The organism is Stenotrophomonas sp. NLF4-10, assembly GCF_022359915.1.
Classification (GTDB): Bacteria; Pseudomonadota; Gammaproteobacteria; order Xanthomonadales; family Xanthomonadaceae; genus Stenotrophomonas; species Stenotrophomonas daejeonensis.
Map to the genome: position 1 here is coordinate 1,649,622 of NZ_JAKSEE010000003.1, position 14,251 is coordinate 1,663,872.

A 14,251-nucleotide genomic window follows, 5' to 3' on the forward strand; every position below is an offset into this window, starting at 1 on the left:
ACATCGGTGCGTACTTCGGTAAAGTGCCAGGGAGCGATCGAGGCGGGACGGGATCGGGCGCGCTCGATGCGTTGGTCAAGTATTCGTTAACGCTAGAATCGCGTCGCAGGAATGCTCCTTGTTTGGACATTCCATACGGTTATAACGAGCCCATTCATGATTTCCCTACGTAATTTCGCCCTGCGCCGCGGCGAACGCCTGCTGCTGTCCAACGTCGACCTCACCCTGCATGCCGGCTACCGCGTCGGCGTGGTCGGCCGCAACGGCGCCGGCAAGTCCAGCCTGTTCGCCGCCGTGCGCGGCGAGCTGGAGGCCGACAAGGGCGACGTGTCGCTGCCCGGCAAGGTCCGCATCGCCGACGTGGCGCAGGAAACCCCGGCGCTGCCCGACCGCGCCATCGACTTCGTGCTCGGCGGCGACGACGTGGTGGCCGCGGTGCTGGCCGAGGAGGCCGCGGCCACCGCGCGCGAGGACTGGGAGGCGGTGGCCGAGGCGCACACCAGGATGGCCGAGCTGGGTGCCTACGACGCCGAGGCACGCGCCGGCAAGCTGCTGCACGGCCTCGGCTTCCCGGCCGAAACCCATGCGCGCCCGGTGGCCGCGTTCTCCGGCGGCTGGCGCGCGCGCCTGAACCTGGCCCGCGCGCTGATGATGCCCAGCGACCTGCTGCTGCTCGACGAACCGACCAACCACCTCGACCTCGACGCGGTGTACTGGCTGGAACAGTGGCTGCTCAAGTACCCCGGCACGCTGTTGCTGATCTCGCACGACCGCGAGTTCCTCGACAACGTCGCCACCCACACCCTGCACCTGCATGGCGGAACCGCCAAGCTGTATACCGGCGGCTACACCGACTTCGAGCGCCAGCGCGCCGAGCACCTGCGCCAGCAGCAGATCGCGCACGAGAAGGAACAGGCCGAGCGCGCCCACCTGCAGAGCTTCATCGACCGCTTCAAGGCGCAGGCCAGCAAGGCCACCCAGGCGCAGAGCCGGATGAAGCGGCTGGCCAAGATGACCGGCACCGAGGCGGTGCGCGCCGAGCGCGAGTTCCGCATCGAGTTCTCCGCGCCGGCCAAGCTGCCGTTCTCGCTGATCCGCCTGAACAACGTCGAGGCCGGTTATGGCGACGACGCGGTGATCCTCGAAGGTGTGGGCTTCGGCCTCGAGGCCGGCCAGCGCGTCGGCCTGCTCGGCCCCAACGGCGCGGGCAAGACCACGCTGGTCAAGACGCTGGTGGGCGACCTGCCGCCGCTGGCCGGCGAGCGCAGCGCGCACCCGGACATGAAGATCGGCTACTTCGCCCAGCACACGGTGGAATCGCTGCGCGAAGGCGCCACGCCGATGGACCACTTCCGCGACATCGACCCGGATGGCGTCAACCAGTCGTTCCGCGACTTCCTCGGCAAGTGGAACTTCCCCGGCGACCGCGCGTTCGAGCCGGTCGATGGCTTCTCCGGCGGCGAGCGCGCGCGGTTGGCGCTGGCGCTGATCGCGTGGCAGCAGCCGAACGTGCTGCTGCTCGACGAACCCACCAACCACCTCGACCTGGAAATGCGCGAGGCGCTGGCCGAGGCGTTGAGTATCTTCGAAGGTGCGATCGTGATGGTCAGCCACGACCGCCACTTGATCGGGCTGGTCTGCGACACCTTCTGGCGCGTGGCCGACGGCGTGGTCGAGCCGTTCGCCGGCGACCTCGACGAATACGCCGCGTGGCTGCGCACCCGCGCCACCGCGCAGGGCGCGCGCAGCAAGGCCGAGCGCGCCGACAAGGCGGAAAAGCCTGTCGCCGCCTCGGCCCCGATTGCCGCCGCGCCGGTACCGTCGAAGAAACCGGTCAATCCGCACAAACTGGAAGCGGCCGAGAAGAAGGTCGAGCAGCTCGGCGCGGCGCTGGCCGACATCGACCGGCAACTGGCCGACCCGGCCAACTACGCCGATGCGGCGAAGATGGGCAGGCTGGGCGGCGAGCGCGAAGTGCTGGCGCAGCAGTTGGAGCAGGCCGAAGCGGCGTGGATGGAGCTGCTCGACGCCTGAGCGCGCGGGGACATCCGGTCATCTGTAGGAGCGACGCCAGTCGCGATGGGGTTTTCCCGGTAATGCCCCATCGCGACTGGCGTCGCTCCTACAAGTCCCCCTGCGCCTGCAACCACAGGCGGAAACGTTTGAGCGGCTCGCGTTCCGGCCGCGAACGCAGCCGCGTCAGCCAGTAGCGGCCCAGCGTGAGCGTCTGCGCGAATGGCTGCAGCAGCCGCCCTTCGGCCAGTTCCTGCTCGAACATGCGCAGCGGCAGCAGCGCCACGCCGGCGCCGGACGCCGCGGCGCTGGCCAGCGTCAGCGAGGAATCGAACACCGGACCGCGTGCCTCCACCCCGGCGGCGCCGGCCGCCTGCAGCCAGCGCGGCCACTCGTCGTTGCGGTAGGAACGCAGCAGCGTCGTCCCGGCCAGTTCGCGTGGCGCGTGCAGGCGCCGCGCCAGCACGGGGGCGCACACCGGCGCGAACGGCGCATCAAGGATGGCCGTGCAGTCCTGCCCCTGCCAGTCGCCGTCGCCGAAGCGGATCGCCAGGTCCAGCCCTTCGCCGGCCAGGTCGATGCGGTTGTTGTGGGTCTGCAGGCGCAGCTCGATGTCCGGGTGCGCGGCCTCGAAGGCCGGCAGCCGCGGCAGCAGCCAGCCGGTGGCGAAGGTGCCGACCACGCCCACCGTCAGCACCTCGCGCATGCGCCCGCCGGTGAAACGGTCCAGCGCGATGCCGATGCGGTCGAAGGATTCGGTCAGCACCGGGTGCAGCGCCGCGCCTTCGTCGGTCAGCGCCACCCCGCGCGGCAGCCGGTGGAACAGCGTCACCTGCAGGCGCTCTTCCAGCATGCGGATCTGGTGGCTGAGCGCGGCCTGGCTGACGCACAGCTCCAGTGCCGCGCGGGTGAAGTTCAGGTGGCGCGCGGCGGCCTCGAACGCGCGCAGGGCGTTGAGCGGGAGCTGGGGGCGGATCATGCCGGAGTCATCAATATGGGTGATGGATATTGGCCACCATCTGGCGGAAAATGTGCCGGAATAGGGGTAAATGACATCGAAAAATCTAATGACTGACGATGAAAATTCGCGCTGGTCCGCAATGCGCCCGCCGCCAACAATCGCCGCAGCCCGAACCCGCCAAGGAGAACCCGCATGTTGGCCCGCCGCCAGTTCCTGAAGTTCAGCGCCGGCACCTTGGCCACCGCCATCCTGCCGGCGCTGGCGCGCACGCCGGCATCCGCGTCCGCCGCGACGGACGACTTCGCCGCGCTGGAGAAGCGCAGCGGCGGCCGGCTCGGCGTCTGCCTGTGGCACCCGGCCAGCGGCGCGCACTTCGGCCACCGCATGGACGAGCGTTTCCCGATGTGCAGCACCTTCAAGTTCCTGCTCGCCGCCGCGGTGCTGCACCGGGCCGGTCGCGGTGAGCTGTCGCTGGACCGGCGCGTGCCGGTGCGCGCCGCCGACATCCTCCACCATTCGCCGGCCAGCACGCGCCACGTCGGCAAGGACATGAGCGTGCGCGACCTGTGCCGGGCCACGCTGACCATCAGCGACAACGCCGCGGCCAACCTGCTGCTGCCGCTGGTCGGCGGGCCGGCCGGGCTGACTGCCTTCCTGCGCGCGCAGGGCGACGCGCTCACCCTCTGCGCGCGCCACGAGCCGGAACTCAACCTGTTCGCGCCGGGCGACCCGCGCGACACCACCAGCCCGGCGGCGATGGCCGGCAACCTGCAGCGCTTCGTGCTGGGCGATGCGCTGGAACCGGCCTCGCGCATGCAACTGGCCGACTGGCTGATCGACAACCAGACCGGCGATGCGCGCCTGCGCGCGGGTTTGCCGCACGGCTGGCGGGTCGGCGACAAGACCGGCAGTGGCTACGAACGCGACGGCATCACCAATGACATCGCCGTGCTGTGGCCGGAACGGGGTGGCGCGCCGTGGCTGCTGGCCTGCTACCTGCAGGGCTCGACGCTGGGCGACGACGACCGCAACGGCATCCTGCGCCGCGTCGGCGAACTGGCCGCCATCCACATGGGGTGAGTGGTTTCCGCGTCCCGGCGGATGTGTACCCTGTGCGCCTGTCCGGAAAGGAAACAAGGCTGCATGAGCCGGGAACTGGTCTATCTGTCGCTGATCTTCGCGTTGCTGGTGATCCCGCGTGCCCTGCAGCGCTTCAGCGTGCCGGCGCCGCTGACCTGCCTCGCCTTCGGCATCGGCGTGATGCTGTGGCTGGGCGATGGCGCGCAGGACCCGGTGGTGGGGCTGTTGTCCACGCTGGGCATTTCCTCGCTGTTCCTGTTCGCCGGCCTGGATGTCGACCTGCAGGACCTGCGCCGCGGCATGTGGCCGTTGCTGGTGCACCTGCTGATCCGGGTGGCCACGTTGGCGGGCGTGGCCTGGCTGGCCTGGCATTACGCCGGGTTGTCATGGCAGGCGGCCGGCCTGCTGGCGTTGGCGCTGCTGACCCCTTCCACCGGCTTCATCATGGAGTCGCTGTCGCGGCTGGGGTTGAGCGACGCCGAGCGGTTCTGGGTCAGCAGCAAGGCCATCGCCGGCGAACTGCTGGCGCTGGCCGCGCTGTTCGTGGTGCTGCAGGCGGGCGACCCCGGCCACATGGCGCTGTCCAGCCTGGCGCTGGTGGCGATGATGGTCGGCCTGCCGTTGCTGTTCATCGCACTCGGCCGCTGGGTGGTACCGCATGCGCCCGGTTCGGAGTTCTCGCTGCTGGTGATGGTCGGGTTGCTGGCGGCCTACATCACCTATGCGCTGGGCGTGTACTACCTGGTCGGTGCCTTCATCGCCGGGCTGGTCGCGCGCCTGCTGCAGCAGCGCATGCCCTTGCTGGCCTCGCACGAGAACCTGCATGCATTGCGCCTGTTCGCCTCGTTCTTCGTGCCGTTCTATTTCTTCGGCTCCGGTACCCATGTGCCGGGCGAGGCCCTGAGCTTCGAGGCATTGGGGCTGGGCGTGCTGCTCACCCTCGTCGTGCTGCCGCTGCGCATCGCGCTGGTGTGGCTGCAGCGGCGGGCGATGTTCGGCGAGAGTTTCCGCTCCAGCCTGCGGGTGTCGCTGGCGTTGTCGCCGACCCTGGTCTTCACCCTGGTGCTGGCCGGCATCATGCGCGAGCGCTTCGAGGTGCCGGCGGTGCTGTACGGGGCGTTGTTGCTGTATGCGGCATTGAACACGCTGTTGCCGTCGCTGGTGTTCCGCGCGCCGCTGGACGTGGACCCGCTGCAGAACGAGGGGGAAGCCGCCCCGGCCGTTGCGGAAGCCACGGTCGTCGCCGAGGCGCCGGCGGCACGGCCGGAGTGAGCCGCCGATGCGCCCGCATGGGCGCGGGAGCGGGGCAGGCACCCGATGGGCGGTGTCTTTGTTCAGGTTCGGCGGCCGAATCGCGGGCCATGCCCCGCCCGGGCGGGGCATGACCGTCCGGCGGATTTGCCCCGTCCCGCGTGCGGCCGCAAAATAGCCGGCTTTCCCGGCCCCTTCCGGTGCCGGCATTCCCCCTGCGGAGCTTTCCATGCGTACCCACTTCTGCGGCCTGGTCGACGAGACCCTGATCGGCCAAACCGTGACCCTCGCCGGCTGGACCGACGTTGCCCGCAACCAGGGCGGTGTCTGCTTCATCGATCTCCGGGATCATGAAGGCATCGTGCAGGTGACGGTGGAGGTCGACAACGCCGAGGTGTTCGCCGTGGCCGCGTCGCTGGGCTACGAGGACGTGTTGCAGGTCGAAGGCGTGGTGCGCGCCCGCCATGCGGTCAACGACAAGATGCGCACCGGCAAGGTGGAGGTGATCGCCTCCCGCATCACCGTCCTCAACAAGGCCGCGCCGCTGCCGTTCCACGCCCACGAGAACCCGGGCGAGGACACCCGCCTGAAGTATCGCTACCTCGACCTGCGCCGCCCGGAGATGCAGCGCATGCAGCGCACCCGCATCAAGCTGGTGCAGGCGCTGCGCCGCCACCTCGACGCGCGCGGCTTCCAGGACATCGAGACCCCGATCCTGACCAAGGCCACGCCGGAAGGCGCACGCGACTTCCTGGTGCCGGCGCGCATGCACCCGGGCGAGTTCTACGCGCTGCCGCAGAGCCCGCAGCTGTTCAAGCAGATCCTGATGGTGGCCGGCTTCGACCGCTACTACCAGATCGCGCGCTGCTTCCGCGACGAGGCGCTGCGTGCCGACCGCCAACTGGAATTCACCCAGCTGGACATGGAGTTCGCCTTCGTGCGCGAGCGCGACGTGCAGGATTTCGTCGAGGACATGATCCGCGCGGTGTTCAAGGAAGTGGTGGACGTCGAACTGGACGCGCAGTTCCCGCGCATGACCTGGGCCGAGGCGATGCGTCGCTATGGTTCGGACAAGCCGGACCTGCGCATCGCGCTGGAACTGGTGGACGTGGCCGGACTGGTCAAGGACAGCGGGTTCGCGGTGTTCACCGGCCCGGCCAATGACGCCGACGGCCGCGTCGCCGCGCTGCGCATCCCGGGTGGTGCGACGCTCAGCCGCAAGCAGATCGACGAATACGCCGCGCACGCCGCCAAGTACGGCGCCAAGGGACTGGCCTACATCAAGATCGCCGACAACGGTGAGGTCAGCTCGCCGATCCAGAAGTTCTTCGACGAGGCCGCCTTCGCCGCGCTGCTCCAGCACGTCGGCGCCGGCAACGGCGACATCGTGTTCTTCGGCGCCGGCGGCTACAACAAGGTCTCCGACTTCATGGGCGCGCTGCGCCTGAAGGCCGGCAAGGACTTCAACCTGGTCGCCGACGGCTGGCGCCCGCTGTGGGTCACCGACTTCCCGATGTTCGAGTGGGACGAGGAGGAGCAGCGTTACGTTGCGCTCCACCATCCGTTCACCGCGCCGGCGGTGGACGACGTCGCCGACCTGCGCGCCAACGCGAAGACGGCGGTGTCGCGTGGCTACGACATGGTGCTCAACGGCAACGAGATCGGCGGCGGCTCCATCCGCATCCACCGCCCGGAAATGCAGAGCGCGGTGTTCGAGCTGCTCGGCATCGACGCCGAGGAAGCCCGCGCCAAGTTCGGCTTCCTGCTCGATGCGCTGAACTACGGCGCGCCGCCGCACGGCGGCATCGCCTTCGGCATCGACCGTATCGCCGCGCTGATGGCCGGCACCGAGTCGATCCGCGACGTGATCCCGTTCCCCAAGACCACCGGCGCGCAGTGCCTGATGACCGACGCACCGTCGCCGATCGCCGACGCGCAGCTGGCCGAGGTGCACGTGCAGGTGCGTCCGCAACCGGCCAAGGGCTGAGCCGCGGGCGATGGTTGCCGTCATCCGCCGCGCCACGCCCGATGATGCGGGCGTGCTGTGCACGCTGGCCGAGCGCACCTTCGTGGAGACGTTCGGCCACCTGTACCCGGCGGACGACCTGGCGTTCTACCTGTCCATTGCCTACCCGGTGGACGTGCAGCGCGAACAGCTGGAATCGGGCGATTACGCGGCGTGGTTGCTGGAAATCGACGGCGAGGCGGCCGGCTTCGCCTTCGCCGGGCCCTGTGGCCTGCCGCATGCCGACGTGCGGCCGGAAGACGGCGAACTGAAGCGCTTGTACGTGCTGCGCGAACATCAGGGCGGCGGCTGGGGCGGCAAGCTGTTCGCGCAGGCCGAGCGCTGGCTGCTGGAAGCCGGCCCGCGCACGCTGTGGATTGGCGTCTGGTCGGAGAACCTCGGCGCACAACGCTTCTATGGCCGCCACGGCTTCGGGAAAACGGGCGAATACGAATTCCCGGTCGGCCGCGTGCGCGACCGCGAGTTCATCCTGTGCCGGCCCGTGGGTGCCACCGCAGCCTAGGGCAGGTGCTTCCCATGCAACGATGATGCGGCGGACCTCGCGGCCCGCCGCATCCTGTTCGCGCCTGCCGGCTTGCTTACCGCGCGGTTGCCTGCACGGCCTGCTCGATCACTGCGGCCACGGCCTGCGGCTGCGAGGTCATCACCACGTGCGAGGCACCGGGGATCACCACCGTGCCGCGTGAGCCGGCCCGGTCGGCCATGTACTGCAGCGCCCGGGCCGGGATGTTCCTGTCGGCGTCGCCGTAGATGAACCACGCCGGGGTGTCCTTCCAGCGCGGCTGGCGGCTGGCCTCGGTCAACGCTGCTTGGGACAGCGGACGCTGGGTTGCGGCCATTACCGCAGCCTCGGCCTCGGGGACATCGCTGGCGAACTGCTGCCAGAATGCATCCTGGCGGATGTACAGGTCTTCGCCACCATCGGCGTGCCGTACCGGCTCGGCCAGCGCGGCGGGCAGGGTGCTGCCGGGGAAACGGCCGGTCAGCTCCAGCACGGTTTCACCCTGCTCGGGGGCAAAGGCGGCCACGTATACCAGCGCCTTGATCTTCGGGTTGGCATGGACGTTGGAAATCACCGCGCCGCCGTAGGAGTGGCCGACCAGCACCACCGGGCCGGGCGCCCGCTCGACCAGGCCGTCGACCACCTCGGCATCGCCGGCCACGCTGCGCAGCGGGTTGCCCGCGGCGACCACGGTGTAGCCGCGGGCGGTCAGGCGCGGCACCACGCCGTTCCAGCTGGCCGATTCGGCGAATGCGCCGTGGACGAGGATGACGGTGGTGTTCCGGCCGTCGGCTTCGGCAGCCGATGCGTCGGCAGCGAAGGCCGTGGTGGCGGCGATGGCAGTGGCCAGGGCGATGGACTTGAACGACTTCATGGTGGATCTCCTTCCGGTCTGTGGTGGGCTGGCCGGTCGGCCAGTGGAGTCCAAGATACGGAGCCGGCCCGGACTGCATGGCGCTTGAAATCCTGGAAACATGATCCATCGTCCTGATTGCGGTATGGGCTCACGCGGCGCTCCGTCGCTGCCAGGTCCGGCCTCAGCGACCGGAGCCGGCCTCCCGCACGCCGGCTCCGGTGAACGGCGTTCCACCGGGGGCGCGGCAGGCGATGAAGCCGGCATCCAGGGCGGCGATGGCTGCATTGACCCGCTGCGGGTCCTGTTCCGCATGCCCGGACACGGGGGCGATGCCGAGGCGCGCCATCTGCGCATCGTCGAAGTACAGGAAGTGGCGTGGCGCCGGCGAGGGGCCACCGCAGTGCGCATCGTCGAGCGAATCCACGGCCAGCGCGTCGAACCCGTGCACGATGCGCGGATCGACGCCGATCCGGTGGTAGAGCGCATCCTGGCGCGCCTGCGATGCATCCAGCGATTGCCCGATCGCCCGGCGGTTGGCCTCCGGATCGGGCACCGTCGCCCCCTGCGGTCCATCCAGGTATGCCTCCAGCATGGCCAGCGCCCGGGCGCGGTTGCCGGCGGAAAAGCCGCCGTGGAAGAGCAGCAGCGCCGCGGGCTGGACATGGCGGTCGCGCACGCCGGCATAGAAGTAGTTGGCGCATGCCGAAGCGCAGACCCCGACCACGTGCACGCTGGCGTCGCGGGCCTGCAGCTTCTCGGCCAGGGCCAGCGCGGTTTCCGAATCCCCGCCGCGCGAACGCACGACCAGCAGCGGCTGCGCCGTCTCCGGGACCGCGTCGATCCAGGCGTGCAGCGCCTCCAGCGAGCCATTCGCGACGACGCCATCGAAACAGGCGGCCGCCGGGGAAAGAACCAGGGTTTGTGGATCGTCTTCCTGGTCGTTCCAGGCGCGGCCCTCGATCCAGGCGTGGCATGCCTGCACCGGATCGGCGGCTTGCGCGGCGTCGGCCCGGGTGGGGGAAGCGCTGCCCAGGAGCATCAGAAGGGACATCAGGGGGGTAATCATCGGTAGTCATCCAGACGGGGAGGAGGGGCGGAATCAATGACATGCGGGCACCGGTTCGGCGGCGACCGCCACGCGTGAACCGGTCATGGCGTTGGCCGGTCAACCGTGCAGGCAGGCCGCCCGGCGGAATGCGTCGGCCAGGCAGGCATTCCGTTCCGGCGCATCATCCGGCCGGCGCCATGCGACCACGCCATCCGGCCGGACCAGCGAGACGCCGCGTGCGGTCACGCCATAGGCAGCGTTGAATGCATCCGGGTGGTCGAACCGGACGTCCACGCCGACATGCACGGTATCCAGCGGCAACCCCAGGCGCCCGGCCATTTCCCTGCCGGCGGCGATCCACTCCGGGGCCTGGCTGAGCAGGGTGAAGTGGCGCGTGGACAGGTCGATCGTCGAGATGCGGACGCCCTGCCGGGTGATCCAGGCATGCGGCGCACGGGTGCCTGGCTGGCCGGCCCAGACCTCCGGCGCGGCGGCGGGAGGCAGTTCCGCACCGGCGCCGAGGACGATGTGCGAGCGCTGCAACTGGCCCAGTTCCATCGCCGCATCGCCGAACAGGGTGGTTTCCAGCGGGGACTCCAGCCAGCGCGCATAGTCGGGCCGGGCGAAGGTCTGCTGGTGGCGCAGCCAAGCGATCGGCTGGCGCTCGCTGCCGTAGCTGTCCAGCAGGGATGGATGGGAGACACCCTGCAGCACCAGTTGCAGCTTCCAGGCCAGGTTGCCGGCATCGTCGATGCCGGTGTTGGCGCCGAAACCGCCGCGCGTGGGCGGGAGCTGGTGCGCGGCGTCGCCGAGCAGGAACACGCGCCCGCGGCTGTAGGCATCGGCGATGCGGCCTGCCATCTCCCAGCGGCCGGTGGTCATCCGGTCGAACGGGAGGTCCATGCCCAGCGCGGCACGGATCGCGTCGTCGAACTCGGCCTCGCCGCGGGGCCGGTCGTCGTCGAACATCAGCACCCAGCGGCCGTCGCCATAGGTGGTCAGGAAGCCCTGCACGCGCGGATTGTCGATCTGGAACTGCTGGACCCCGCGCTCCAGCCATGCATCGGCACCGGGGCAATGGAACAGGACGCTGCGCAGGGTGCGCAGGTACCCGACCCCGTGGCGGGCAATGCCGGCCTGTTCGCGGACCGGGCTGGCGGCACCGTCGCAGGCCAGCAGGTACGTCGCGTGGAGTTCATGGGCGCCGCCGCCGGCGCGGTCGCCGATGGTGGCGACGATGCCGTCTTCCACCTCGCGCCAGCCGAGCAGGCGCTGCCCGTACCTCAGGTCCGCGCCGCGCTCGATCGCGGCCTGGCGCAGTATCGGTTCGAGCCTGTCCTGGGCGATGGCGGCGCCACGGCATGGCGAGTATGCCGATGCCGGCGCCCCCGGCTTGCCCGGCGTCCACGGCAGCGGCTCGCTCCAGTGGCCGGCAAGGCTCTGCGCCTTGACCCGGCGCAGCCGGCTCCCGGACGGTGCCTGCGGTATGCGCTCGCCGATGCCGGCCGCGCGGTACAGCTCCAGGGTGCGCTCGGTGAAGCCCATTGCGCGCGGGTGTGGCGAACTGCCCGGATGCTTCTCGACCAGCACGTGGTCGACGCCGCGCGTGGACAGGAACAGCGAGGTGGACAAGCCGACAAGGCTCCCACCGACGACGAGGACGGGGGTGTGGTGCATGGCAGGGACTCCAGATCGAATGCCGCAGGCGACGGCAAAGGCCGTGGCTGGGCTTCCTGGAAAGCAGCGTTCGGGATTGCCAACGGGGTGGCTACGCGCGCGCGGCGACAGGAAGCGGCACACGTCCGCCTTCCGTCGTGGTCCGCGTCCCCATCGGGGCTGGAACAGGGCTGCCTGGCAATTGCCGGTTGGCAGCTGGCCGGGGCTCACCACGCCGGCCCGCCTTTTTCGACCGGGCTTTTGTATCGCAGGCGAGAACCGCTGGCAAGGTGCGGTGCCGGCAAGCAGCCTGCCTTCGCCACGGGAACGGCCACAGCCAGCTGCGGCCGTCCGATTCGCCGATGCGCTACCCGCTCACTTGCGCAGGAAGGCCAGCAGGTCGCGGTTGACCCTGTCCTTGTGGGTATCGGTCAGGCCGTGCGGCGCACCCGGGTAGACCAGCAGCTCGGCACCGTCGACCAGCGCGGCCGAGGCCTTGCCGGAACCGTCGATCGGCACGATCTGATCGTCGTCGCCGTGGATCACCAGGGTGGGCACGTCGAACTTCTTCAGGTCGTCGCGGAAGTCGGTGGCCGAGAACGCGGCGATCGAGTCGTAGGTGTTCTTGTGCCCGCCCTGCATGCCCTGCGCCCACCAGCTGTCGATCAGGCCCTGCGAAACCTCGGCGCCGGGACGGTTGAAGCCGTAGAACGGGCCCGAGGCAAGGTCGAGGTACAGCTGCGAACGGTTTTCCAGCGAGGCCTTGCGGATGCCGTCGAACACGTCGATCGGCAGCCCGCCCGGGTTGTCGGCGGTGCGCAGCATCAGCGGCGGCACGGCGCTGACCAGCACCGCCTTCTTCACCCGGCCGGTGCCATGGCGGCCGATGTAGCGCGCCACCTCGCCGCCGCCGGTGGAGAAGCCGACCAGGGTGACGTCGTCGAGGCCGAGGGCCTGGATCACCGCGGCCAGGTCGTCGGCGTAGTGGTCCATGTCGTTGCCGTCCCAGGGCTGGCTGGAACGGCCGTGGCCGCGGCGGTCGTGGGCGACCACGCGGTAGCCCTGTCCGGCCAGGAAGATCATCTGCGACTCCCAGCTGTCCGAGCTCAGCGGCCAGCCGTGGCTGAAGGTGACGACCGGACCGTCCTTCGGGCCCCAGTCCTTGTAGTACAGCTGCACGCCGTCGGCAGTGGTGATGTGGCTGCCCTGCACGGTGGCGCGGGCAGCGATCCGGTCAGGGCTTTCGGTGGCCTGGGCGCCAGTGGCGGCGACGGTATTGGTGATGGTGTTCATGGTCATGGTTCTCCTGGTCAGGGGGTGTGCATGGGAAGGGTCAGTCGGCGACCACGAGCGACACGTCGATGTTGCCGCGGGTGGCGTTGGAATACGGGCAGACCGCGTGGGCCTGTTCGACCAGGGCCTGTGCCTGGTCGCGCGGCAGCCCCGGCAAGCGGATGGTCAGTTCGACCTCGATGCCGAAGCCGCTGGCGATGGGGCCGATGCCGACCTTGCCGGTGATCCGGCTGTCGGCGGGCAGGGCCAGCTTCCGGCGGCCGGCGACGAGCTTCAGCGCGCCGAGGAAGCAGGCCGAATAGCCGGCGGCGAACAATTGCTCGGGATTGGTGCCGTCGCCGCCGGCGCCACCGAGCTCGCGCGGGGTGGACAGCTTCACGGCCAGGGCGCCGTCGGAGGAAAGGGCTTGGCCTTCGCGGCCACCGGTGGCAGTGGCGGTGGCGGCGTAGAGGATCTTGTCGATGGACATGGCGGGTTCCTTGGCTGGAGGGATGGGTGCCCGGCGGGCAGGACCTACTTTGCGCGCCCGGCTGATACGATCTGCGACGTGGAATCCTGAAAATTTGACTTGGAGTACTGAAGTGGTCGATCGCCTCGCCGTCCTGCTGGAGCGCTTTCCGGTAAGCGCCCAGGTCTTCAACGCCGGCGCGTTGTGCGGGATCAACCTGCTGGAAGCCGACGACGTGCATGGCCAACTGCACCTGCTGCGGCGCGGGCCGCTGGAGGTGTCCCATGGGGGCGCGCCGGTGCGGATCGACCAGCCCAGCGTGCTGCTGTATCCGCGGCCACTGTCCCACCGCTTCAGTTCCGACCCCGTGCATGGGGCCGACCTGACCTGTGCCAACCTGCGTTTCGAGGGCGGCATGCACAACCCGCTGGCCGACGCGCTGCCGGCCTTCGTGTGCATGCCGCTGGCGGCGCTTGAAGGGGCCGAGCCGGTGCTGGCGCTGTTGTTCGAGGAGGCCTTCGAGCGGCGCTGCGGCCGCCAGGCGATGATCGACCGCCTGTTCGAGGTGGTGATGATCCAGTTGCTGCGCCAGTTGATGGAGCGGGGCGAGATTGCCGGCGGCTTGCTGGCCGGGCTGTCGCACCCGCGCCTGCGGCATGCCCTCGTCGCCATGCAGGAAAGCCCGTGCCGCGAGTGGACGCTGGAGGAACTGGCCGCCGTCTCGGGCATGTCGCGCAGCGTGTTCGCGGCCACCTTCCGGGAAACGGTGGGAAGCACCCCGGGGCAATATCTGCTGGGATGGCGGGTGGCGCTGGCGCAACAGGCACTGCGTCGGGGGCGGCCGCTGAAGGTCATCGCCGCCGAGGTCGGCTACGGCAGCGAGGCCGCGCTGTCGCGTGCGTTCAAGGCGCATGGCGGGCTGTCGCCCAGGGCCTGGAAACAGCGGCAGGATGCCGGCGTGCCATCGAATTGAATACCGGCCCGGGCGCATCGCATCGGCACGACGGGTGTCCGGCCACGCTGGCTGCCTTCAGGCCTGCGGTCATGGGCGTGGCCGGCAAGCCATCGGCATTTCACCTGCCGTTTCATCGCCGCCATGTCCAATGCACACTGTCTG

At 69.8% G+C, this 14,251-nt stretch carries 12 protein-coding genes; 6 read left to right on the forward strand and 6 right to left on the reverse strand.

From position 1 onward, the window contains the following. Positions 1 to 156 precede the first annotated feature (156 nt). On the forward strand, positions 157 to 2,034 hold the full coding sequence (locus tag MIC98_RS07835; protein ID WP_239736737.1) for an ATP-binding cassette domain-containing protein: 1,878 nt from the start codon (positions 157 to 159) through the stop codon (positions 2,032 to 2,034). Positions 2,035 to 2,122: 88 nt separating this feature from the next. Here MIC98_RS07835 and MIC98_RS07840 read toward each other — a convergent pair whose 3' ends face one another. Next, positions 2,123 to 2,992 (reverse strand): LysR family transcriptional regulator, encoded by an 870-nt coding sequence (locus MIC98_RS07840; RefSeq protein ID WP_239736738.1) that lies wholly within the window; start codon positions 2,990 to 2,992, stop codon positions 2,123 to 2,125. A 174-nt stretch (positions 2,993 to 3,166) separates the two neighbouring features. Here MIC98_RS07840 and bla point away from each other — a divergent pair, with 174 nt between their 5' ends. The 4 genes from bla to MIC98_RS07860 all read left to right on the forward strand — a co-directional run bounded on the left by bla (position 3,167) and on the right by MIC98_RS07860 (position 7,833). Then, positions 3,167 to 4,054 carry a class A beta-lactamase gene (gene bla / locus MIC98_RS07845; RefSeq protein WP_239736739.1) on the forward strand — a complete coding sequence of 296 codons (888 nt, stop codon included), beginning with the start codon at positions 3,167 to 3,169 and terminating at the stop codon, positions 4,052 to 4,054. A 63-nt stretch (positions 4,055 to 4,117) separates the two neighbouring features. Continuing rightward, the gene (locus tag MIC98_RS07850; protein ID WP_239736740.1) at positions 4,118 to 5,326 is read left to right on the forward strand and encodes a cation:proton antiporter; all 1,209 of its coding nucleotides are present in this window, start codon (positions 4,118 to 4,120) and stop codon (positions 5,324 to 5,326) included. Between the two features lie 208 nt (positions 5,327 to 5,534). Beyond that, positions 5,535 to 7,292, forward strand: a complete 1,758-nt coding sequence (gene aspS, locus MIC98_RS07855; protein WP_239736741.1) for an aspartate--tRNA ligase — start codon at positions 5,535 to 5,537, stop codon at positions 7,290 to 7,292. Positions 7,293 to 7,302: 10 nt separating this feature from the next. Then, positions 7,303 to 7,833 (forward strand): GNAT family N-acetyltransferase, encoded by a 531-nt coding sequence (locus MIC98_RS07860; protein WP_239736742.1) that lies wholly within the window; start codon positions 7,303 to 7,305, stop codon positions 7,831 to 7,833. A 76-nt stretch (positions 7,834 to 7,909) separates the two neighbouring features. Here the strand turns inward: MIC98_RS07860 and MIC98_RS07865 are convergent, their stop codons facing one another. From MIC98_RS07865 to MIC98_RS07885, 5 genes are all read right to left on the reverse strand, one after another. Further along, entirely contained in the window at positions 7,910 to 8,707 is a 798-nt protein-coding gene (locus MIC98_RS07865) for an alpha/beta hydrolase (protein ID WP_057639381.1), read from the reverse strand. Positions 8,708 to 8,870: 163 nt separating this feature from the next. Next, complete coding sequence (locus MIC98_RS07870; RefSeq protein ID WP_239736743.1) at positions 8,871 to 9,755, reverse strand: hypothetical protein; 885 nt, start codon at positions 9,753 to 9,755, stop codon at positions 8,871 to 8,873. Between the two features lie 99 nt (positions 9,756 to 9,854). Next, the gene (locus tag MIC98_RS07875; RefSeq protein ID WP_239736744.1) at positions 9,855 to 11,414 is read right to left on the reverse strand and encodes an FAD-dependent monooxygenase; all 1,560 of its coding nucleotides are present in this window, start codon (positions 11,412 to 11,414) and stop codon (positions 9,855 to 9,857) included. A gap of 354 nt (positions 11,415 to 11,768) precedes the next feature. Beyond that, on the reverse strand, positions 11,769 to 12,686 hold the full coding sequence (locus MIC98_RS07880; RefSeq protein WP_239736745.1) for an alpha/beta hydrolase: 918 nt from the start codon (positions 12,684 to 12,686) through the stop codon (positions 11,769 to 11,771). Between the two features lie 40 nt (positions 12,687 to 12,726). Beyond that, entirely contained in the window at positions 12,727 to 13,155 is a 429-nt protein-coding gene (locus MIC98_RS07885) for an organic hydroperoxide resistance protein (protein ID WP_239736746.1), read from the reverse strand. Between the two features lie 112 nt (positions 13,156 to 13,267). On the opposite strand from MIC98_RS07885, the gene MIC98_RS07890 reads away from it, so the two are divergent. Beyond that, a complete protein-coding gene (locus MIC98_RS07890) occupies positions 13,268 to 14,107 on the forward strand; it encodes an AraC family transcriptional regulator (protein ID WP_239736747.1) in 840 nt (279 codons plus the stop codon). Positions 14,108 to 14,251 lie beyond the last annotated feature (144 nt).

Bases quoted from the DNA above. Each gene is read 5' to 3' on its own strand.
- MIC98_RS07835 (WP_239736737.1), top strand. From the start codon at position 157: ATGATTTCCCTACGTAATTTCGCCCTGCGCCGCGGCGAACGCCTGCTG.
- MIC98_RS07840 (WP_239736738.1), bottom strand. From the start codon at position 2,992: ATGATCCGCCCCCAGCTCCCGCTCAACGCCCTGCGCGCGTTCGAGGCC.
- bla (WP_239736739.1), top strand. From the start codon at position 3,167: ATGTTGGCCCGCCGCCAGTTCCTGAAGTTCAGCGCCGGCACCTTGGCC.
- MIC98_RS07850 (WP_239736740.1), top strand. From the start codon at position 4,118: ATGAGCCGGGAACTGGTCTATCTGTCGCTGATCTTCGCGTTGCTGGTG.
- aspS (WP_239736741.1), top strand. From the start codon at position 5,535: ATGCGTACCCACTTCTGCGGCCTGGTCGACGAGACCCTGATCGGCCAA.
- MIC98_RS07860 (WP_239736742.1), top strand. From the start codon at position 7,303: ATGGTTGCCGTCATCCGCCGCGCCACGCCCGATGATGCGGGCGTGCTG.
- MIC98_RS07865 (WP_057639381.1), bottom strand. From the start codon at position 8,707: ATGAAGTCGTTCAAGTCCATCGCCCTGGCCACTGCCATCGCCGCCACC.
- MIC98_RS07870 (WP_239736743.1), bottom strand. From the start codon at position 9,755: ATGATTACCCCCCTGATGTCCCTTCTGATGCTCCTGGGCAGCGCTTCC.
- MIC98_RS07875 (WP_239736744.1), bottom strand. From the start codon at position 11,414: ATGCACCACACCCCCGTCCTCGTCGTCGGTGGGAGCCTTGTCGGCTTG.
- MIC98_RS07880 (WP_239736745.1), bottom strand. From the start codon at position 12,686: ATGAACACCATCACCAATACCGTCGCCGCCACTGGCGCCCAGGCCACC.
- MIC98_RS07885 (WP_239736746.1), bottom strand. From the start codon at position 13,155: ATGTCCATCGACAAGATCCTCTACGCCGCCACCGCCACTGCCACCGGT.